The sequence below is a fragment of the Bradyrhizobium sp. CCGB01 genome, assembly GCF_024199795.1.
GTDB lineage: Bacteria > Pseudomonadota > Alphaproteobacteria > Rhizobiales > Xanthobacteraceae > Bradyrhizobium.
The window spans coordinates 4,970,554-4,989,998 of the sequence record NZ_JANADK010000001.1; the positions used below are offsets into that span (position 1 = coordinate 4,970,554).

17 protein-coding genes and 1 tRNA gene are annotated in these 19,445 nt (G+C 65.7%); 11 read left to right on the forward strand and 7 right to left on the reverse strand.

Translation table 11 applies throughout. The annotated features are described in order from the left end of the window. Nucleotides 1-6 precede the first annotated feature (6 nt). Nucleotides 7-684, forward strand: coding sequence for a GntR family transcriptional regulator (locus NLM25_RS22940; protein ID WP_254138490.1), 678 nt, complete (start codon nucleotides 7-9; stop codon nucleotides 682-684). A 143-nt stretch (nucleotides 685-827) separates the two neighbouring features. On the opposite strand, the gene NLM25_RS22945 is transcribed toward NLM25_RS22940, so the two are convergent. The 3 genes from NLM25_RS22945 to dctP are packed head-to-tail and all read right to left on the reverse strand — an operon-like array spanning nucleotide 828 to nucleotide 3,756. Continuing rightward, the gene (locus NLM25_RS22945; RefSeq protein ID WP_254119271.1) at nucleotides 828-2,186 is read right to left on the reverse strand and encodes a TRAP transporter large permease; all 1,359 of its coding nucleotides are present in this window, start codon (nucleotides 2,184-2,186) and stop codon (nucleotides 828-830) included. Beyond that, complete coding sequence (locus tag NLM25_RS22950; protein ID WP_254138491.1) at nucleotides 2,183-2,737, reverse strand: TRAP transporter small permease; 555 nt, start codon at nucleotides 2,735-2,737, stop codon at nucleotides 2,183-2,185. The genes NLM25_RS22945 and NLM25_RS22950 overlap by 4 nt, the downstream gene beginning before the upstream one ends. Next, nucleotides 2,734-3,756 (reverse strand): TRAP transporter substrate-binding protein DctP, encoded by a 1,023-nt coding sequence (dctP, locus tag NLM25_RS22955; RefSeq protein WP_254138492.1) that lies wholly within the window; start codon nucleotides 3,754-3,756, stop codon nucleotides 2,734-2,736. The genes NLM25_RS22950 and dctP overlap by 4 nt, the downstream gene beginning before the upstream one ends. A gap of 319 nt (nucleotides 3,757-4,075) precedes the next feature. On the opposite strand from dctP, the gene NLM25_RS22960 reads away from it, so the two are divergent. Further along, nucleotides 4,076-4,318 carry a pentapeptide MXKDX repeat protein gene (locus NLM25_RS22960; RefSeq protein WP_028150975.1) on the forward strand — a complete coding sequence of 81 codons (243 nt, stop codon included), beginning with the start codon at nucleotides 4,076-4,078 and terminating at the stop codon, nucleotides 4,316-4,318. A 121-nt stretch (nucleotides 4,319-4,439) separates the two neighbouring features. On the opposite strand, the gene NLM25_RS22965 is transcribed toward NLM25_RS22960, so the two are convergent. Beyond that, a complete protein-coding gene (locus NLM25_RS22965) occupies nucleotides 4,440-4,787 on the reverse strand; it encodes a DUF6481 family protein (protein ID WP_254138493.1) in 348 nt (115 codons plus the stop codon). A gap of 269 nt (nucleotides 4,788-5,056) precedes the next feature. Between NLM25_RS22965 and NLM25_RS22970 the strand changes: the two genes are divergently transcribed. The 3 genes from NLM25_RS22970 to NLM25_RS22980 all read left to right on the forward strand — a co-directional run bounded on the left by NLM25_RS22970 (nucleotide 5,057) and on the right by NLM25_RS22980 (nucleotide 6,550). After that, nucleotides 5,057-5,284 (forward strand): hypothetical protein, encoded by a 228-nt coding sequence (locus tag NLM25_RS22970; RefSeq protein ID WP_254119278.1) that lies wholly within the window; start codon nucleotides 5,057-5,059, stop codon nucleotides 5,282-5,284. A gap of 61 nt (nucleotides 5,285-5,345) precedes the next feature. Continuing rightward, on the forward strand, nucleotides 5,346-5,570 hold the full coding sequence (locus tag NLM25_RS22975) for a hypothetical protein (RefSeq protein WP_254138494.1): 225 nt from the start codon (nucleotides 5,346-5,348) through the stop codon (nucleotides 5,568-5,570). A 185-nt stretch (nucleotides 5,571-5,755) separates the two neighbouring features. Beyond that, complete coding sequence (locus NLM25_RS22980; RefSeq protein WP_254138495.1) at nucleotides 5,756-6,550, forward strand: hypothetical protein; 795 nt, start codon at nucleotides 5,756-5,758, stop codon at nucleotides 6,548-6,550. A gap of 101 nt (nucleotides 6,551-6,651) precedes the next feature. Here the strand turns inward: NLM25_RS22980 and NLM25_RS22985 are convergent, their stop codons facing one another. Continuing rightward, nucleotides 6,652-6,807 carry a hypothetical protein gene (locus NLM25_RS22985; protein ID WP_254138496.1) on the reverse strand — a complete coding sequence of 52 codons (156 nt, stop codon included), beginning with the start codon at nucleotides 6,805-6,807 and terminating at the stop codon, nucleotides 6,652-6,654. 188 nt (nucleotides 6,808-6,995) lie between these two features. Here NLM25_RS22985 and NLM25_RS22990 point away from each other — a divergent pair, with 188 nt between their 5' ends. From NLM25_RS22990 to NLM25_RS23000, 3 genes are all read left to right on the forward strand, one after another. Beyond that, on the forward strand, nucleotides 6,996-7,148 hold the full coding sequence (locus NLM25_RS22990) for a hypothetical protein (protein WP_254138497.1): 153 nt from the start codon (nucleotides 6,996-6,998) through the stop codon (nucleotides 7,146-7,148). Between the two features lie 269 nt (nucleotides 7,149-7,417). Beyond that, nucleotides 7,418-7,639, forward strand: a complete 222-nt coding sequence (locus tag NLM25_RS22995) for a hypothetical protein (RefSeq protein ID WP_375166943.1) — start codon at nucleotides 7,418-7,420, stop codon at nucleotides 7,637-7,639. A 272-nt stretch (nucleotides 7,640-7,911) separates the two neighbouring features. Beyond that, nucleotides 7,912-9,195 carry a hypothetical protein gene (locus NLM25_RS23000; protein ID WP_254138498.1) on the forward strand — a complete coding sequence of 428 codons (1,284 nt, stop codon included), beginning with the start codon at nucleotides 7,912-7,914 and terminating at the stop codon, nucleotides 9,193-9,195. A gap of 34 nt (nucleotides 9,196-9,229) precedes the next feature. Here NLM25_RS23000 and NLM25_RS23005 read toward each other — a convergent pair whose 3' ends face one another. Together NLM25_RS23005 and NLM25_RS23010 are read right to left on the reverse strand one after the other, a co-directional pair. Beyond that, nucleotides 9,230-9,415, reverse strand: a complete 186-nt coding sequence (locus NLM25_RS23005) for a hypothetical protein (RefSeq protein ID WP_254141241.1) — start codon at nucleotides 9,413-9,415, stop codon at nucleotides 9,230-9,232. 307 nt (nucleotides 9,416-9,722) lie between these two features. Next, nucleotides 9,723-9,799 (reverse strand) — tRNA-Arg (locus tag NLM25_RS23010). A 437-nt stretch (nucleotides 9,800-10,236) separates the two neighbouring features. On the opposite strand from NLM25_RS23010, the gene NLM25_RS23015 reads away from it, so the two are divergent. Genes NLM25_RS23015 through NLM25_RS23025 form a run of 3 tightly spaced genes read left to right on the forward strand, consistent with a single transcriptional unit; the run spans nucleotide 10,237 to nucleotide 19,445 of the window. Next, nucleotides 10,237-15,441, forward strand: a complete 5,205-nt coding sequence (locus NLM25_RS23015) for an alpha-2-macroglobulin (protein WP_254138499.1) — start codon at nucleotides 10,237-10,239, stop codon at nucleotides 15,439-15,441. A gap of 18 nt (nucleotides 15,442-15,459) precedes the next feature. Further along, entirely contained in the window at nucleotides 15,460-17,652 is a 2,193-nt protein-coding gene (pbpC, locus tag NLM25_RS23020; RefSeq protein ID WP_254138500.1) for a penicillin-binding protein 1C, read from the forward strand. A gap of 50 nt (nucleotides 17,653-17,702) precedes the next feature. Beyond that, on the forward strand, nucleotides 17,703-19,445 hold the full coding sequence (locus tag NLM25_RS23025) for a glycosyltransferase family 39 protein (protein ID WP_254138501.1): 1,743 nt from the start codon (nucleotides 17,703-17,705) through the stop codon (nucleotides 19,443-19,445).

Below are 19,445 nucleotides of genomic sequence, written 5' to 3' on the forward strand. Positions count from 1 at the left end.
GGTCAGATGAAACAGCCTCTGAAGCATCGTACGCTGTCGGCTGCGATCGTGGACCAGCTCCGGCAGGCGATCCTCGACGGCACCTATCCGGCAGGCTCTCAGCTGCGCCAGGATGCACTCGGCGAGGCCTACGGCGTCAGCCGCATCCCCGTGCGCGAGGCGCTGTTCCAGCTCGAGGCCGAAGGCCTGGTGCGGATCGTGCCGCAGAAGGGTGCCATTGTTTCTGAACTGTCGCTGGACGAAATCAACGACGTGTTCGACCTGCGCTGCATCCTGGAGCCGCGCCTGCTGGCGCAGTCGGCGCCGGGTTTCTCCGCGGACGATTTCGATGCGCTCGACGACATCCACAGGCAGTTCGAGAAGGCAATCAAGGCGAAGAATGTCAGCGACTGGGGGCAGCTCAACGCCGACTTCCACCTCGCGCTCTACATGCACGCCCCGCAGCCGCGCACGCGCGCGATCGTGCTGTCATTGCTCCAGACCAGCGACCGCTACACGCGCCTCCAGCTCTCCAACACCAAGGCGATGGGGACGGCCGAGAAGGAGCACGCCCATCTGATCGCGCTCTGCCGCGCACAGAAGGTCGAGGAGGCCTGCCGGTTTTTGGAACGGCATATCGAGGCCGTGCGAAAGGATCTGCTGCAGGTGGTGGCGATCGCACCGCGGTCGCGGCGAAAGAGCTAGTGGTAGGAATCGTAGGGTGGGTTAGCCTTGCGGCTGCGCAAAGCGCAGTCGGAAGGCGTAACCCACCGCTGTTGGTCTCCAAGGAAACAGAAGAGGTGGATTACGCCTTCGGCTAATCCACCCTACGGCACCTGTGATTGCCGCTACCTGCTCCCGTCCGGCCCCATCACGAGATCCGGCAGCCCGGTCGAGATCTCGGGCACGAAGCACAGCAGCAGCACCGCGAGCATCATCAGCAGCACGAACGGCAGCGTGCCCCAGATCACCTCGCGCAGGGGAATATCCGGCGCGACGTTGCGGATGACGAAGATGTTGAGGCCGACGGGTGGATGGATCAGCCCCATCTCCATCACGATGGTCATCACCACGCCGAACCAGATGATGTCGAAATTGGCGGCGCGGAGCGGCGGCAGGATGATCGGCGCGGTCATCAGAATGATCGACACCGGCGGCAGGAAGAAGCCGAGCACGACCACCATGACGAGGATCGCGAACAGCAATTCCCAGCGCGGCAGGTGCATCGCGACGATGGATTCGGCGACCGATTGCGAGATGTGCAGATAGCTCATCACGTAAGAATAGAGCAGCGACATGCCGATGATCATCATCAGCATGGTCGATTCCCGGATCGTCGATTTCATGATCGGGGCGAGGTCGCTCGGCCGCCACACGCTGTAGATCGCCGCGATCAGCGCCAGCGCCAGCAAGCCGCCGAGGCCGGCGGTCTCCGACGGCGTGGCGTAGCCGCCATAGAGCGCGATCATGACGCCGGTGAGCAGCAGCACGAAGGGGATCACGCGCGGCAGCACGCTGAAGCGTTCGGCGAGCGTGTACTCGTCGCGGGCGAGGATCGCAGCTTCCGGGCCGCCATTCTTGAAGACTGCTTCGGCAGCGGCATATTCCCGCCGGAATCGGTACACCGCATAGAAGCCGAACAGCGAGACCAGCAGCAGGCCGGGGCCGATACCGGCCAGGAACAGCCGGCCGAGCGATTTTTCGGCGGCGACCGCGAACAGGATCATGGTGATCGAGGGCGGCAGCAGAATGCCGAGCGTGCCGCCCGCCGCGATGATGCCGGCGGCAAACCCGCCGGAATAGCCGCGCTTGCGCATCTCGGGGATGCCGGCCGAGCCGATCGCCGAACAGGTCGCTGGGCTCGAGCCCGCCATCGCCGCAAACAGCGCGCAGGCGAACACGTTGGCGACGCCGAGGCCGCCGGGGACGCGATGCAGCCAGGCATGCAGGGCCGAATAGAGATCCTGGCCGGCGCGCGATTTGCCGATCGCGGCGCCCTTCAGGATGAAGAGCGGGATCGACAGCAGCGTGATCGAGGCCATTTCCTCGTAGACGTTCTGGGTCACCGTATCCAGCGAGGCGGCGGGCATGTAGATGCCCATGAACACGACCGCGACCGCACCGAGCGCGAATGCGATCGGCATGCCCGAGAACATGATGACCAGCGTCGCGATTCCGTAGGCGAGGCCGATACCGAAAACGCTCATGGACGCCTGGCTCCTGCGAAGGGCAGCGCAAGCTGCACGAGGATCTGGACGCAGAGCAGGCTCATCCCCAGCGCCATCAGCGAGTAGGGAATGGCGAGCGGCGGCGACCACATCGAGTTCGAGACCTGGCCGTCGACATAGGCTTCATGAGCCAGCGTCCAGGACTTCCAGGTGAAGAAGGCGCAGAACAGGAATGTCGCGACATCGACCAGCCAGAGTCTGATCCGGTTCGCGAGCGGCGACAGCAGGCCGACAAAGGCCTCGATGCCGATATGACCGCGGTTCTGCTGCACATAGGCCGCCGTCATGAAGGTGGCGCCGACCAGGAGGAACACTGCGGCCTCGTCCTGCCAGTAATTGGCGGCCTTGAACAGCGCGCGGCTGAGCACGCTGTAGCTCAGGATGGCGCAGGCCGCGACCAGCGCGATCGCGGCGAACACCACGATGATGCTGTTGAGGATGGCGAGACTGCGATCGATCGCCGCCGCAAGGCCGGTCCTTGCGGCAGCGGCCTCGAGGTCATCACGATCCGGAAGCGGACCGTGGCTCATGCCGCGACGTCTGTGGCGAGCTTGAGCAAATTCGCCGCGGTCGCGGTCTTGGCGCTGTAGTCCTTCCACGCGGTGTCGCGGGCGATGTCGCGCCACTTGCCGACGGTGGCGGCGTCGAGCGCCGAGACCTTGGCGCCGGCCTTCTCGTAGACCTTGGCGACCTCGACGTCGTCATCCTGCGCACCCTTGCGGCCGAAGGCCTCGAGCTCGGTGCCGACGGTGAGCAGGATGTCCTGCTGGTTCTTCGGCAGCTTGTCGAAGATCGCCTTCGACATCATCAGCGGCTCGAGCATGAACCAGTAGGAGGCGCCCGCGCCCGAGGTCAACGACTTCGCGACCTCTTCGAGCCGGAACGAGATCAGGCTGGTCGAGGAGGTGATGCCGGCATCGCAGGCGCCGGTCTGCATCGCTGCGTAGATTTCGTTCGAGGGCACCGACAGCACCGAGGCGCCCGCGGTCTGCAGCACCATGTCCATCTCGCGCGAGCCGCCGCGCACCTTCATGCCCTTGGCGTCTTCGGGCGCGACGATCGGCTTGGAGCGGCTGGCGACGCCGCCGGCCTGCCAGACCCAGGTGAGCAGGATGATGCCCTTGTCGGCGAGGAAGTCCGTCAGCGCCTTGCCGACCGGCTCCTTCTTCCAGCGCAGGCCCTGGTCGTAGGTGGTCACGAGGCCCGGCATCAGGCCGATATTGGTCTCCGGCAATTCGCCGCCGGCGTAAGGCATCGGATAGAGGCTGATGTCGAGCGCGCCCTTGCGCATCGCGGAGAACTGCGCGTTGGTCTTGATCAGCGAGGAGTTCGGATAGATCTCCGCGGCGATGTCGCCCTTGCTGCGCTTGGCGACTTCGGCGGCGAACATGCGGCAGAGGCGGTCGCGGAAATCGCCCTTGTCGATGGTGCCGCCCGGGAATTGATGCGAGATCTTCAGCGTGGTCGCGGCATGCGCGGTACCGGTGCCGAAGCGGAGAATGGCGGGTGCGGCGACGGCGGTCGCGATCAGGTGACGGCGCGTGAGCATGGTGTGATCCCCTTGGACTGGTCTTTCGACTGTTCTTGTTGGTGTGATTGGGTCAAGTCTCTGAGACCTGCGCGTAGGCCTATCCTAGCCGGTCTTTGAGTGGATGTTCTCTAGTCTGATAGTTCGAGACCGAATGCCGCGGCAAGTGCCGATCTTGCTGCGCTGCACACATCCCGATCCCGTGGCTATTCCGAACGATGGACGACGAGGAGCCCGCAGAAATTTTGTCAGCCGAGGCGTAACAACGCCAGCGGGCAATCCGTCGAGATTAGATAGCGGCGTCCGTCGCTGACAAACATCATCTCGAAGGGAAGATCACATGACCATTCGCACCCGCATCGTGCTCGGCGTCTCCGCTGCCGCTCTGTCGCTTGGCCTCGCGCTGTCGCCGGCCGCTTTTGCTCAGGACAAGATGGGCAAGGACGACGGCATGATGAAGAAGGACACGATGTCCAAGGACGGCATGAAGAAGGACACCATGTCCAAGGACGACGGCATGAAGAAGGACCACATGTCGAAGGACGGGATGAAGAAAGACGACGGGATGATGAAGAAGAATTGATCTTCCGCGGTCGTCACGACGTCATGACAGGCTGACGCGCGCGCTGAGCAGTCCTGGGGCGGTCACATCGACCACCCCAGCGATGCCCGGTTCAATTTCAATTGAACGTGACTTGCGAACGTTACTTCCGCTTGGCCTTGCGGGCCGCGTAGCGGGCGTCACGCTTGGCCTTCTGCTCGGCCTCGAGTTCTGCCTGCCTGGCGATCGCTTCTTCCGCTTCGCGTGCGATGCGCGCGGCTTCGGCGGCGGCAGCTTCTTCCGCGGCGCGCTTCTGCTCGGCCTTTTCGGCTTCGCGCGCGGCCTTTACCTCGGCACGCTTGGCCGCGAGCGCCTCGCGCTCGGCACGACGTGCCGCTACCGCCGGGTCGTCTTGCCCGGGCTGCGACTTGAATTTGTTCAAAAGATTTTTGCGTGCGTCCTGCGCCGCCTTTTGCCGGTCTGCGAAGCCGGGTTCCCTGAATCCACTCATCGACGAGCCTTGTCTTCCTCGCTTCCGATCCTACATCATTGCCAGTTGGTACGTCGGCTGGGCATAGCGGGCGCCACGCGACGCAAGAGCGTGTACATCGGCGCGCGTCGCGAAGCCACCCATAATCGCAGCCGATCAGGTAGACGAAAAATCGCCAGCCCCGACGATCTCTCGTAGCCCCGAAAAACTGCCGAATTGTGATGTCCCTCATAAGGGACCACGCGGAGCGGCGCCTAGCGTCCGCCCCGGATACGAGACGGAGCACGGGCATGACGAATTTCCGACTGAGCCCGAGGGCGCTGGCAATCGCCGTCGCGGCGGTCGCCGTGGCCGGCGCCGCGCTGCTTTTCGCCCGCCCACAACCGATCGAAAGCGCTGTTCTGGGCACCGACTGGGAATGCACGCAGACCGCATTCGTAGTCACGACCTGCGCACCGCGGGGCACCCCGGCGGTCGAAACCTCGCGCAAGGATCTGATCCGGCCGACCCGAGGCTGAGCGGAATGTGACGCCACGTCGCAGAGGTGGTAAAGCCGCTCATCCCTGTGATCAGTCAGTCATGTCCAAGCCTGAGTCCAAGCCCGAACCGGGCGAAAAGCCCAAATCCCGCGCACAACCTCAATCCGGCGACAACCGCCGTGGCGCGATTGCCGGATTGATCATCGCGATCGTGATCCTCGGCGTCGGCTGGTGGCTCGCCCGCGATCTCACCTCGGCCAGCAAGATGCAGGACTGCCTGATGTCGGGACGGACCAACTGCAACGTGATCGAACCGGCCCGCTAGAACCGCTCCAGTACGGCCCTCTGCAGCCCTCCGGGGCCAAAAATTGCCGTGATCTTAAACATTTGTAACGGGACAGGGCCTGCCAAAGCAGGTCTGTTATGTCAGCCGGCATCAGCCCAGCGCGAGGCGAATCGTCTATTCGCGCAGGGACCACGGCAATCGAGAGAGTAGGGGGTCAAGCACGCATGAGTGCGTCCAGCCGCATGAAGATCATCATTCCCTTGGTTTCGGCCATGTCCTTGGTCGCGCTGTCGGCGCAGGCCCAGGATTCGTTGCCGCCAAGGCCCCAGGCCCAGCCGCAGGGCGCGCCCGGCGCCGGTGCGCCGCCCCAGAACATGCGCAAGGGCCCGCCGCCGCAGCAGGCAGCTCGGCCCCAGGCACAGCCTGGCGTACAGCCCGGCGGCCCGCCCCATGCCGGCGGTCCCGGTCCGGGTGCCGATCGAGGTCCGCGTCCGCAAAATGCCGGCGGCCCGCCGCCCGGCCGTAACTATGCCCGCGGGCCCGCGCCGCAGCGCGACTGGGGCGGTCACGCCTATCGCGGCAATCGCGCCTGGGATGGCGGACGCTGGCGCCACGAGGTCCGCAACGGCCGCTCCGGCTGGTGGTGGGATGTCGGCGGTGTCTGGTATTATTATCCGCAGCGGATGGCCGGCCCGCCTGCCTACATCTCGGACGACTATTACGACGACGTGCCGGTGGCCTATGCCCCGCCTGTCGCCTACGAACCGCCGCCGCCTCCGCCGCCGGCTGATCCCGGCGCGAGCGCGCTTGGCGGTGCCATTGTCGGCGGCGTGCTGGGCGGCCTGATTTCGGGCAACGCCTCGGGTGCGGCCGCGGGTGCCGTGATCGGCGGCGCGACCGGTGCGATCGCCGGCGCGACGGCTGCCTCGCGCCCCGGCTACTATCTGGCCCAGGGCAACTGCTACTACCGCTATCCGAGCGGCCAGTATGTGCAGGCCGACCCTCGCGCTTGCTACTGAGGCTCCAAGCAAGATCTGAAACAAAGAGGCGGGCGCAGGCCCGCCTCTTTTTGTGTGGGCGAAAGTGTTGGTTATCGAAGAGGTGCTGACCGGTTCGCGCCTCACACCAGCCAGTTGAAGAACGCGATCGCCGCCCAGACCAGGCCTGCGATCCAGGCCAGCATCACGATGCCGATGGTGGCGAGAAGCGTGGCACCGAACAGGTCGGGCCTTGCGCGTTGCGTCGGGACGTGAGCCTCGGCTGCTTCTTGTGTCATGACGGACCACCCATGCCCGCTCGCGGCGGTGCGAGCGGTTGAGGCGCGGTTTAGCCGAGACGCCGGGCGCAGGCTGTGACGCAGTTCACAGATGGGTCCGGGGGAGGCCGGACGACGAGAAACCACCCCGCAATCATACGGACGAAATTGCCATGCGCCCGTCCATATCGGTCGTTAGGGTTGGGCGCATGTGTCCCAAGTACGACCCACAGCACGAAGCCGAGGCCGCGATGAAGCGGGCCGCGGCGTCGTCCGACGGCGACGACCGGCAGAGGCTGATCCAATTGGCTCTGGCCTGGCATCAGCTTGCCCGCGACCGGCGCGACGAGCGGGCGGACTGATCCGCGTTCTCGGCGAAATCCCGCGTCAATAGTCGGCCGAGGTTTGCGAAGCTAATTGGCCTGCATGAGAAAGCCCCGTGCTCGGGGGACAAGCACGGGGCCCTTCAAAGCCGACCGGGGCAGATGATCGGCACCACTCTGTTTCGCTGCATCCAACGTGCCGGTCGTGACGTCGTTCCACGACGTCTTCGCATTTTGTAGCGCCGTGGTTCGCTGCGCCTGACATCGCGCGATGAGGAACATCCGTTCCGCGACGACGTTGGCCGGTGATGATGACGGACCCCGAGTTGCGCGCACAGGCGTTCGAGATCGCCTGGAAATATCTCGAACAATCCGGCTTGCTCACGGGCGAGCACGAGGATTCAGCCCGCTTCATCCTGAACAGGATCGATCGCATGATGCTGCGCGGCGAGCGGCGCAGGCTGCTGCTGTCGAACGCTGCGATCGATGCGTACCGGTTGCGGCCCGTGCTCGTGAGCGAGTCCGCGTGACCCGTTCGATCTGCTGAAACGTGTCGTTAACAATTGTTCGGGCGTCGATTTGCCGATCTCGATTCGTGCTTCGGGAACGAAGCGGCGGCGGATCGTGAACAAACAAAAGGCCCCCGAAGGGGCTCAATGTGTCGGGCAGCTGATTTCGCTCATCATGTCCTCCTCGTGCAGTGTCAACTTCGATGACCGATCTTCGTTGCAGCAGGAGCCGTTACTGGACCTGCGGCGCGTCCGAAACGTTGTCAGTCAGTTGTATTGTTCTTTGAGTCCGCATGGAGACAATTCAGGACTATCTCGCGCGAAAACATCGTGAACTCGGGCTGCTGAACGACTGCCTGAGAAGTCCATTGCATATGGCTCGCCCGCGATCGGTCGATGAGGTCGTGACATCCAAATTCCAGCTCGCCGCCGCGCTGCGCGCGGAGCACACGCTGCATGACTGGAAGGCCACTGAGACGGCCTGGTCGCATGCGGCGTGTCCCAGCAGCGGACCCTTCGCGTTCAGTTACGACTACCAGCGCGCGGACCTTACGGTGCTTGGTCCCTCGTTTTACGAACTCGAAGGGGGCTGCAGGAGCGAGGCGATCTACACCGCCTCCGGCATGGCCGCGATCTCGGCGCTGCTGCTCGCATCCGCGGAGATCATCGACGAGGCCGATATTCTGGTGCTGCCCGGCTCCTACGGCGAGACGCTGGAGCTGATCGAGCGCTTTGTCCCTCATTTGCGGCTTGTCACGCTGAAGCTGCCGCTGGACGAAGCGTTCGCTCCGGCTGGCTCACCGCGCATTCTGCTGCTGGATTCATGCGCCTCGGCCGGAGCGTTCGAAGCGGCCTTGCGCTGCGACGGATCGACGCTCGATCTGTTGATCTTCGACACGACATGTTTCGCCGGCAGATCGGGCCGCATCCGGCGTGTCCTGAGATGGGCAGGGCGATGCGGGATTCCCGTCGTGATGGTGCGGAGCCATAACAAGCTGGATTCGCTCGGGGTGGAATACGGCCGGCTCGGTTCTGCGGTCTTCCTGCGCTGGAGTGGGAAGGACCTCAACGCAAACGGTTTGATGTCCGAATGCCTGGCGGCGGAAACCCGCAATGCGGTGCGGCTTCTCGGCGGCGCGGCATTGCCGGCGCATTTTCCGCCGTTCGTGGGCACGAAGGCCTATTGGGCGTTAACGAGAAAGCGTGTCGCCGCGATCCTGCGCAACGGCCGCCATATGGCGCGATATTTCGCCTCGGAGCTGGCCTCGCTCTCGGCCGAATTGCATTTCACCCACGGCCTCTATGTCACGCTCTGCGGCAGGCACGCGCTCAATGAGGCGACCGCACGGCAGGCCGCCGAAGACATGAGCCGCGACCTCAGCCGCGAAGGCTTCCCCATTCGCCACGCCGGCAGCTTCGGATTCGATTTCGCCGCGACCGAGTGGTTTCACGACGCGACAACGAATCAGTACAGCGTCCGGGTCGCTGTGCCGGACCTGCCGGCCGAGCTGTGGGGGGATCTCACTACGGCGATTGCAGCGTGGTGGGCGAGACGTCAGCGGGTCCTTGAAGGGTGAGCACGTGCGAGGCCATGACAGAGCGGCGCAGCGATCAATCGATCGCCAGGCATTCTTCCAAGCGCGGCTTCTGGTGGTCGCGACGCGGCCACGCCTGAACGGCGAAGGCGAGGTGATTCTGACTCATCGCTGCGCCCACGATGGAAGCCTGAGCCGTCTCGATGCGCTTTGTGACGACACTGGTGTTCACGACGCCGGCGTCGATCGCCAAGTACGACATTGCGACGATTGCCACCGCAGATGCGATAGCCATTCTCGTCCACTCGGATAGCGGCATCGGAGTCCTTATCGGGCGCACGTCGCCCGGCGCTTACATAAGTCTCGTTTACCGGGTTGAAAGGCCGGTGCGAGGGTACCCACGCGTTCGTGATGTCCGATCGATTGGGGACTGTGCGTCGAACAGGTCGACCCGCAGTACCGATATCCAGGGAGATGGGTCCCGAGCCTCATGCGGCCCGGACTCAAAGCAGGGGCGCGGGAATCCGATGCCGCAAATCGGCTTGAGGCATCGTCAGTCCAACGATGAATGGCGATCCCAGCAGGACTCGAACCTGCAACCCGCGGAGTAGAAATCCGCTACTCTATCCAGTTGAGCTATGGGACCGTCTTTTGGCCAGACTTGAGACCAGCCTTGATGCCAGCCCTGGGCCGGCCTCGGCTGCCGCCTGCCGGTTTCTTACCACGCCACATATGAAAAATCCTCGACCGCGCCAAGTCTGAACCGAACCGTTTTCGCACCTAAAGCGACAAAGCGGAACGGTGGGGTGTCAGGGTGCCGGGTTGAGCGGCAGCGGACTGGACGATGGTTCACATCGCCGGGAACGCTGGCCAGCTTCCGGGACACGGCCGCCGGTCGACGGGTCAGGTAGGGCTGCGCCATCAGGACGGCGTGCGCGGCGATATCTCGATCGGTCTCCTCTGGGCTTGCCTTGTCATGGCGAATGCGACGATTAGCACCTCTGGTTCCATCGCCTTGAGTCTGTCACCTTTCCGCGCACTTCATGCGCACGCGGCGTTCGCCGTGATTTCCGGGAGTCCCTCATGATCGGTCTGGTTCGCGCCGTCACAATCTGCGCCACGCTGGCGTTCGGCCTCAGCGCGGCGCACGCCGCCGACAAGGCGTTCAAGCGCGACGATCTTGCCGATTCCGCGATCAAGCTGGAGGCGCAGATCAAGAGCGAGGCGGGGCCGGTCGCCAAGACCAGCGCGACCCTGCGCACCGACGCCGACGCCGCCTTCCGCCGCAGCGATTACCGCACCGGGCTGTCGGTCCTCGGCCAGATCGCGGCCACCGCGCCGGAGGATACCGGCAACTGGCTGCGGCTCGCCAAGGTCATCTTCCAGATCTCGCCGAAGAGCTCGAGCGAGCAGACCTTCCTTCTGGAGCGCGCCTCGACCGCCGCCTACATCGCCTACCAGCGTGCCGGCAACCCGGGCGAGGAGGCCGACGCGCTCGCCGTGCTCGGCAAGTCGCTCGCCGAACGCAAGCTGTGGCGGCCGGCGCTGGACGCGCTGCGGCTGTCGCTCGACATGCGCGAGGTCGCCGACGTCCGCGGCCAGTATGAGAAGATGCGGGACGAGCACGGTTTTCGGCTGCTCGACTATACCGTGGACTCGGATTCGGCGAGCCCGCGCGCCTGCTTCCAGTTCTCGGAAGAGCTCGCCAAGCGCACCGATTTCGCGCCGTACCTCGCGCTGGCGGGCCAGGACAAGCCGGCGCTGTCGGCCGAGGGCAAGCAGCTCTGCGTCGACGGGCTGAAGCATGGCGAACGCTACAACATCAATCTGCGCGCCGGCCTGCCATCCACCGTCAAGGAAGGCCTGCCGAAATCGGCCGAGTTCAACGTCTATGTGCGTGATCGCAAACCCTTCGTGCGCTTCACCAGCCGTGCCTATGTGCTGCCCAGGACCGGCCAGCGCGGCATTCCCGTGGTCAGCGTCAACACGCCCGCGGTCAACGTCAACGTCTTCAGGATCGGCGACCGCAATCTGATCAATACGGTCGTCGACAGCGATTTCCAGAAGACGCTGTCGCGCTACCAGCTCTCGGATATCGGCGGCGAACGCGGCGTCAAGGTCTGGACCGGCGAGCTTGCGACCGCGATGACGCTGAACCAGGACGTCACCACCGCATTCCCCGTCGACCAGGCGCTGGGCGAGCTCCAGCCCGGCGTCTACGTGATGACCGCCGCCGCCAAGGGGCCAGGCTCGGACGACGAATCCCAGCTCGCCACGCAATGGTTCATCGTCTCCGACCTCGGGGTCACAGCCTATTCCGGCAATGACGGCATCCACGTCTTCGTCAATTCGCTGGCCTCGACCGATCCGGTGGGCAAAGCCGAGGTGCGGCTGGTCGCCCGCAACAACGAGATCCTGGCCACCCGCAAGACCGACGACAGCGGCCATGTGCTGTTCGAGTCGGGCCTTGCGCGCGGCGAGGGCGGCTTGTCGCCGGCGATGCTGACGGTCACGGGCGAGAAGGCCGACTATGCCTTCCTCAGCCTGAAGACCTCCGCCTTCGACCTGTCCGACCGCGGCGTCTCCGGCCGCGCCGTGCCTGTTGGAGCCGACGCTTTTGTTTATGCCGAGCGCGGCGTCTATCGCTCCAGCGAGACCGTCTATCTCACCGCGCTGCTGCGCGACGGGCAGGGCAATGCCGTCACCGGCGGGCCGATGACGCTGGTGATCGAGCGCCCCGACGGCGTCGAATTCCGCCGCGCCGTGCTGTCCGACCAGGGCGCCGGCGGCCGCACGCTCGCGGTGCCGCTCAACTCGGCTGTCCCGACCGGGACCTGGCGGGTGCGCGCCTTCACCGACCCGAAGGGCTCGTCGGTCGGCGAAACCACCTTCATGGTCGAGGACTACGTTCCTGATCGGATCGAATTCGATTTGTCCGCCAAGGACAAGGTGATCAAAGCTAACGCTCCAGTGGAGCTTAAGGCGGACGGCCATTTCCTCTATGGCGCGCCGGCCTCTGGCCTCCAGCTCGAAGGCGACATGCTGGTCGCGCCCGCGAGCGAGCGTCCGGGCTTTGCCGGCTACCAGTTCGGCGTCGCCGACGAGGAGACCACCTCGAACGAGCGCACGCCGCTGGAGAATTTGCCCGAAGCCGACGCCAACGGCGTTGCGACCTTCCCGGTGACGCTGGACAAGCAGCCGGCCTCGACCCGGCCGCAGGAGGCGCAGATCTTCGTCCGCATGGTCGAGACCGGCGGCCGCGCCGTCGAGCGCAAGATCGTGCTGCCGGTCGCGCCTGCGACCGCCATGATCGGCATCAAGCCGCTATTCGCAGACAAGAACGTTGCCGAGGGCGACAAGGCCGAGTTCGATGTCGTGTTCGTCTCGCCCGAGGGCGAGAGGCTGCGCCGTGACGGCCTGCGTTACGAGCTCCTGAAGATGGAGTCGCGCTACCAGTGGTATCGTCAGAACAATTACTGGGAATACGAGCCGGTCAAGTCGACCTCGCGCGTCTCCGACGGTGACGTGACGATCGCTGCCGACAAGCCGTCGCGGATCTCGCTCGCCCCGCAGCCCGGCCGCTATCGGCTGGATGTGAAGTCCAACGACGCCGACGGCCCGGTGACCTCGGTGCAGTTCGACGTCGGCTGGTATTCCGACGGCAGCGCCGACACGCCGGATCTGCTGGAGACCTCGATCGACAAGCCGCAATATGCCTCCGGCGACACCATGACGGTGTCGGTCAATGTCCGGAGCGCGGGCAAGCTCACCGTCAACGTGCTCGGCGACCGCCTGCTGACGACGCAGACCATCGACGTCAAGGAAGGCACCGCGCAGGTCAAGCTGCCGGTCGGCAAGGACTGGGGCACCGGCGCCTATGTGGTGGCGACGCTGCGCCGTCCGCTCGACGCGGCGGCCCAACGCATGCCGGGCCGGGCGATCGGCCTGAAATGGTTCGGCATCGACAAGCAGACCCGCACGCTCCAGGTGAAGCTGACGCCACCGGCACTGATCCGGCCGAATGCGACGCTGAAGATCCCGGTCAAGCTCGACGGGCTCAATCCCGGCGAGGACGCCAAAATCGTGATCGCCGCGGTCGACGTCGGCATCCTCAACCTCACCAATTACAAGCCGCCGGCGCCTGATGATTACTATCTTGGCCAGCGCCGCCTCAGCGCAGAGATCCGCGACCTCTACGGGCAGCTGATCGACGGAATGTCTGGCACGCGCGGACAGATCAAGTCCGGCGGCGATGCCGGTGCTGGCGAATTGCAGGGCTCGCCGCCCGCGCAAAAGCCGCTGGCGCTCTATTCGGGCATCGTCACCGTCGCTGCCGACGGTACTGCCGAAGTGAGCTTCGATATTCCGGAGTTCGCCGGCACCGCGCGCGTGATGGCGGTGGCGTGGACTGCGACCAAGCTCGGCCGCGCCAACATTGATGTCGTGATCCGCGATCCCGTGGTGCTGACCACGACCTTGCCGCGCTTCCTGCTCAATGGCGACCATGGCACGGTCAATCTCGAGATCGACAATGTCGAGGGCCAGGCCGGCGACTACGTCATCAACGTGAAGACCGGCGGACCGGTGAAGATATCGGGCAATCCCGCGACCACGGTCAAGCTCGCCGCCAAGCAGCGTAATTCGTTCGCGCTTGCGATCGACGCGACCGCGGCGGGGCAGGCGACGCTCGACGTCGACATCAAGGGACCGAACGGACTTGCGCTGGCGCGCCACTATGCGCTCGACGTCAAGGCGGCGACCCAGGTGCTGGCGCGGCGCTCGATCCGGACGCTGGCGAAGGGCGAGAGCCTGACGCTGACCTCGGACATGTTCTCCGATCTCGTGCCGGGCACCGGCAGCGTCTCGGTCTCGGCGAGCCTGTCGACGGCGCTCGACGCCGCCACGATCCTCAAGGCGCTCGATCGCTATCCCTATGGCTGCTCGGAACAGATCACGAGCCGCGCCTTGCCGCTGCTCTATGTCAACGACCTCGCCGCCGGCGCGCACCTTGCCATGGACACTGAGGTGGACCAGCGCATCCGCGACGCCATCGAACGGCTTTTGGCCCGTCAGGGCTCCAACGGCTCGTTCGGCCTGTGGTCGGCCGGGGGCGACGATGCCTGGCTCGATGCCTATGTGACGGACTTCCTCACCCGCGCCCGGGAAAAGGGCTTTGCGGTGCCGGATGTGCTGTTCAAGAACGCGCTCGACCGTATCCGTAACTCGGTCGTGAACGGCAACGAGCCGGAGAAGGACGGCGGCCGCGATCTCGCCTACGGCCTCTACGTGCTCGCGCGTAACGGCGCGGCGCCGATCGGCGACCTCCGCTATCTCGCCGACACCAAGCTTTCCAACCTCGCAACCCCGATCGCGAAATCGCAGCTTGCGGCCGCGCTGGCGCTGGTCGGCGACCGTAACCGTGCTGAACGCGTCTACGGTGCTGCGCTCGACAGCCTCGCGCCCAAGCCTGCGCTGGAGTTCGGCCGCACCGACTACGGCTCGCAGCTTCGCGATGCCGCCGCGCTGGTCTCGCTCGCCAGCGAAGGCAACGCGCCGAAGGCGACGCTGACGCAGGCGGTGTCGCGGGTCGAGACCGCGCGCGGGCTCACGCCCTACACTTCCACGCAGGAGAATGCGTGGCTGGTGCTGGCGGCGCGCGCACTGGCCAAGGAGAACCTGTCGATGGACGTCGACGGCCAGCCGGTCAAGACCGCGCTGTACCGCAGCTACAAGGCCGTGACGCTGGAGGGCAAGCCGCTGAAGATCACCAACACCGGCGATGCGCCGGTGCAGGCGGTGGTCTCGGTGTCGGGCTCGCCGGTCACGCCTGAGCCGGCGGCATCGAACGGCTTCAAGATCGAGCGCAGCTATTTCACGCTCGACGGCAAGCCCGCCGACATCAGCAAAGTGAAGCAGAACCAGCGTTTCGCGGTGGTGCTGAAGATCACCGAGGCCAAGCCCGAGTACGGCCACATCATGGTGTCCGACTATCTGCCGGCGGGCCTCGAGATCGACAATCCGAAGCTGGTGTCGTCGGGCGACAGCGGCACGCTGGACTGGATCGAGGACGGCGAGGAGCCTGAAGATACCGAGTTCCGCGATGACCGCTTCACGGCGGCGGTCGATCGCGCCTCGGATTCCAAGTCGGTCTTCACCGTCGCCTATGTCGTGCGCGCGGTCTCGCCCGGCAAATACGTGCTGCCGCAGGCCTATGTCGAGGACATGTACAATCCCTCGCGCTATGGCCGGACGGGCACGGGGAGTGTCGATGTGCGAGCGGCGAAGTGAAGGAATAGGTAGAGGCGTATGAACGAGGTGCCGTTTCACACTCAGTCGTCATGCCCGGGCTTGTCCCGGGCATCCACGGACTTTGGTGCGACCGGCGAGAACGGCGATGGCCGGGGCAAGCCCGGCCATGACGGAGTACGGGGTAGGGGGCACCACATCCTCTCCGGCCTCGCGCTCGCGCTCATCCTCACCATCCTCGGCTTCGTCGCTTGGGTCTATTACCTCGGTCCGCTCCCGCTCGACGAGGCGCGGCAGGTCTCCACCACCGTTGTCGACCGCAACGGCAAGCTGCTGCGCGCCTACGCCATGTTCGACGGCCGCTGGCGGTTGCCGGTCGATGCCAGGACCAACGTCGATCCGACCTATCTGAAACTGCTGCTCGCCTATGAGGACCAGCGCTTCTACGCGCATAATGGTCTCGACCCGCTCGCGCTGGGGCGCGCAGCGTTGCAGCTCGGGACGCGCGGCCACATCGTCTCGGGCGGCTCGACCATCAGCATGCAGCTTGCGCGCTTGATGGAGCCGCGGCGTCAGCGCTCGCTCCATGCCAAGCTGCGCCAGATCGTTCGCGCGATCGAGATCGAGCGAAGCCTAAGCAAGGAGCAAATCCTCGACCTCTATCTCGCGCTGGCGCCTTACGGCGGCAATCTCGAAGGGATACGGGCCGCATCGATCGCCTATCTCGGCAAGGAGCCGAAGCGACTGTCGCTTGCCGAGGCCGCGCTGCTGGTGGCGCTGCCGCAATCGCCGGAGACGCGCCGGCTCGATCGCCATCCCGAAGCCGCGCGCAAGGCCCGCGACCGTGTGCTCGACCGCATGGTCGCGGAGCACATCGTCAGCGCTGACGATGCGGCACAGGCCAAGGCCGTGCCCGTGCCGAAGCTGCGCAAGCCGATGCCGATCCTGGCGCCGCATGCCTCCGATACGGCGCTGTCGACGGTCAAGGACACGCCCATCATCAAGCTGACGCTGGATGCGAACCTGCAGAAGGTGCTGGAGCCGCTGGCGCGCGACCGCGCCATTGCGCTCGGGCCTAACATCTCGGTCGGCATCATCGTGGTCGACAATGAGAGCGGCGACGTGCTCGCGCGCGTCGGCTCGGCCGATTATTTCGACGAGAGCCGGGCAGGGCAGGTCGACATGACCCGCGCCATCCGTTCGCCGGGCTCGACGTTGAAACCGTTCATCTATGGTCTTGCCTTCGAGGACGGTTTTGTCCACCCCGACAGCCTGATCGACGACCGGCCGGTTCGCTTCGGCTCGTACGCGCCGGAAAATTTCGACATGACGTTCCAGGGCACGGTGCCGGTGAAGAAGGCGCTGCAGCTATCGCTGAACGTGCCGGCGATCGTGCTGCTCGACCGCGTCGGCGCGAGCCGGCTGACATCGCGGCTGCGGCAGGCCGGCGGCAATCTGGTCCTGCCCAAGGACGAGGCGCCGGGGCTCGCCATGGGCCTCGGCGGCGTCGGTGTGACGCTCCAGGATCTCACCCAGCTCTATACGGGTTTCGCCCGGCTCGGCACCACCAAGCCGTTGCGCGAGATCGTGGCCGACAAGGACGACCGCGAACCGCTGCGGCTGCTGGACCAGGTCGCGGCCTGGCAGGTCGGCAACGTGCTGCTGGGCACGCCGCCGCCGGAGAATGCCGCCCACAACCGCATCGCCTTCAAGACCGGCACCTCCTACGGCTATCGTGACGCCTGGTCGGTCGGCTTCGACGGCCGCATGACCATCGGCGTCTGGGTCGGCCGTCCCGACGGCGCCCCGGTTCCCGGCCTGATCGGCCGTGTCGCCGCCGCGCCGATCCTGTTCGACGCCTTCGCCCGAACCGGGAAGACGCTGACCCCGCTGCCGAAGCCGCCCAAGGGAACCCTGGTCGCCAGCAACGCCAAGTTGCCGTTGCCGCTGAAGCGGTTCCGCCCGGTCGGGGAACTGGTAAGGACCGGCGGCGAGCAGGCGCTGCACATCCAGTTCCCGCTCAACGGCTCGCGGATCGACGTCGACCGTTCCGGCGGCGAGGGGAGCGCGGCCATGCCCGTGAAGGTCGCCGGCGGCGTCCTGCCCATGACCGTCATGGTTAATGGAGCGTCACTCGGAGAGATCGACGGGCGCCGTCAGCGCCTGATCGATCCGCCCGGTCCGGGCTTTGCGCGGCTGACCGTCATCGATGCCACGGGCGCCGCGGACACAGTTGTCATTCGAATTCAATGACCCTGCCTCAAGCGGTTGTAGCGATGGCGGTTTCAGCGTAAGCGGAACCAATGGCCGAGACCTACCCAACTCCCCGTTTTGGAGCCCCCCGCGAGCCGAAATCACCCGTGAATCCGGGTAGCCGGCTGGTGTCCATGCTCGATGTCGCCACGGCCAGTCACGCCCGCGCGGTCGGCTTCCTGCTGTTGTGCGCGCTGCTGCTGTTCCTGCCGGGCTTCTTCACCATCCCGCCTGTTGACCGCGACGAGGCGCGCTTCGCCCAGGCCACCAAGCAGATGGTCGAGAGCGGCGACTATGTCGACATCCGCTTCCAGGAGGACGTCCGCTACAAGAAGCCGGTCGGCATCTACTGGTTGCAATCGGCTGCCGTTGAAGCCGCCTCCGCGCTGAAGCTGCCGAAGGCCGAATTGCGGATCTGGGTCTACCGGCTGCCGTCGCTGATCGGCGCGATCGGCGCCGTGCTGATGACCTATTGGGCCGCGCTCGGCTTTGTCACGCGGCGCGCCGCGGTGCTCGCCGCGCTTCTGATGTGCGCCTCCGTGCTGCTCGGCGTGGAAGCACGCCTCGCGAAAACCGATGCGATGCTGCTGTTCTGCGTGACAGCCGCGATGGGCGCGATGTCGAGGGCCTATCTGTCGTGGCAGCGCGCCGAGGACGAGACCCATCCGCCGTGGAGCTGGCCCGCGATCTTCTGGACCGCGCTCGCGGTCGGCATCCTGATCAAGGGCCCGCTGATCCTGATGTTCGCGGGGCTGACCGTGGTCGCGCTCGCGATCCAGGACCGCGATGCCTCGTGGCTGTGGAAGCTGCGTCCGCTCTGGGGCCTGATGTGGATGCTGGTGCTGGTGCTGCCCTGGTTCGTCGCGATCTTCTGGCGCGCCGGCGATGCCTTCTTCGCCGATTCCGTCGGCGGCGACATGCTGAGCAAGTTGGGGGCCCAGGAATCCCATGGCGCGCCGCCCGGACTGTATCTGGCGTTGTTCTGGATCACGTTCTGGCCCGGCGCGCCCCTTGCGGCGATGGCGGCCCCTGCGGTCTGGCGCGCGCGGCGCGAGCCCGGCGCGCAATTCCTGCTGGCCTGGCTGGTTCCGTCCTGGATCGTGTTCGAGGCGGTGCTGACCAAGCTGCCGCATTACGTGCTGCCGCTGTACCCGGCGATCGCGATCCTCACCGTCGGTGCGCTGGAGCGGCGCGTGCTGTCGCGGTCCTGGCTGATGCGCGGCTCTGCCTGGTGGTTCGCCATCCCTGCACTCGGCTCGATCATCGCCGTCGTCGGCGCGGTGATGCTGACGCGGCAGCCGGCCTTCGCGGCCTGGCCGTTCATCGCGGCATCGCTCATTTTCGGCCTGTTCGCCTGGTGGCTGTTCGACACCAACCGTGCCGAACGCTCGGTGCTGAACGCGCTGGTCGCAGCTCTGATGCTCGCATTCACGGTCTACGGCATCGTGCTGCCGTCGCTGACCCCGCTGTTTCCGAGCATCGAGATCGCGCGTGCACTTCGCAACGTCACCTGCGTCGGGCCGAAGGCGGCTGCGGCCGGCTATCACGAGCCGAGCCTCGTATTCCTGACGGGCACGCAGACGCTGCTCACCGACGGGTCGGGCGCGGCGGATTTCCTGCGGCAGGGCAGCTGCCGCTTCGCGCTGATCGAGCAGCGCTCGGAGCGCGGCTTCGTGCAGCGCGCCGAGGCGATCGGGCTGCGCTACAAGGTCGGCGCACGCATCGACGGCTATAATTTCTCGCAAGGCCGCGCGATCTCGATCTCGATCTTCCGCTCGGAAGGCACCGAGTAG

Excerpts from the sequence above, each read along its gene's own strand:
- NLM25_RS22960 (WP_028150975.1), top strand. The coding sequence starts at position 4,076 with ATGACCATTCGCACCCGCATCGTGCTCGGCGTCTCCGCTGCCGCTCTG.
- NLM25_RS23000 (WP_254138498.1), top strand. The coding sequence starts at position 7,912 with ATGGAGACAATTCAGGACTATCTCGCGCGAAAACATCGTGAACTCGGG.
- NLM25_RS22995 (WP_375166943.1), top strand. The coding sequence starts at position 7,418 with ATGATGACGGACCCCGAGTTGCGCGCACAGGCGTTCGAGATCGCCTGG.
- NLM25_RS22980 (WP_254138495.1), top strand. The coding sequence starts at position 5,756 with ATGAGTGCGTCCAGCCGCATGAAGATCATCATTCCCTTGGTTTCGGCC.
- NLM25_RS22970 (WP_254119278.1), top strand. The coding sequence starts at position 5,057 with ATGACGAATTTCCGACTGAGCCCGAGGGCGCTGGCAATCGCCGTCGCG.
- NLM25_RS22985 (WP_254138496.1), bottom strand. The coding sequence starts at position 6,807 with ATGACACAAGAAGCAGCCGAGGCTCACGTCCCGACGCAACGCGCAAGG.
- NLM25_RS23005 (WP_254141241.1), bottom strand. The coding sequence starts at position 9,415 with ATGTCGTACTTGGCGATCGACGCCGGCGTCGTGAACACCAGTGTCGTC.
- NLM25_RS22965 (WP_254138493.1), bottom strand. The coding sequence starts at position 4,787 with ATGAGTGGATTCAGGGAACCCGGCTTCGCAGACCGGCAAAAGGCGGCG.
- NLM25_RS22950 (WP_254138491.1), bottom strand. The coding sequence starts at position 2,737 with ATGAGCCACGGTCCGCTTCCGGATCGTGATGACCTCGAGGCCGCTGCC.
- pbpC (WP_254138500.1), top strand. The coding sequence starts at position 15,460 with ATGAACGAGGTGCCGTTTCACACTCAGTCGTCATGCCCGGGCTTGTCC.
- dctP (WP_254138492.1), bottom strand. The coding sequence starts at position 3,756 with ATGCTCACGCGCCGTCACCTGATCGCGACCGCCGTCGCCGCACCCGCC.
- NLM25_RS22945 (WP_254119271.1), bottom strand. The coding sequence starts at position 2,186 with ATGAGCGTTTTCGGTATCGGCCTCGCCTACGGAATCGCGACGCTGGTC.
- NLM25_RS23015 (WP_254138499.1), top strand. The coding sequence starts at position 10,237 with ATGATCGGTCTGGTTCGCGCCGTCACAATCTGCGCCACGCTGGCGTTC.
- NLM25_RS22990 (WP_254138497.1), top strand. The coding sequence starts at position 6,996 with ATGTGTCCCAAGTACGACCCACAGCACGAAGCCGAGGCCGCGATGAAG.
- NLM25_RS23025 (WP_254138501.1), top strand. The coding sequence starts at position 17,703 with ATGGCCGAGACCTACCCAACTCCCCGTTTTGGAGCCCCCCGCGAGCCG.
- NLM25_RS22940 (WP_254138490.1), top strand. The coding sequence starts at position 7 with ATGAAACAGCCTCTGAAGCATCGTACGCTGTCGGCTGCGATCGTGGAC.
- NLM25_RS22975 (WP_254138494.1), top strand. The coding sequence starts at position 5,346 with ATGTCCAAGCCTGAGTCCAAGCCCGAACCGGGCGAAAAGCCCAAATCC.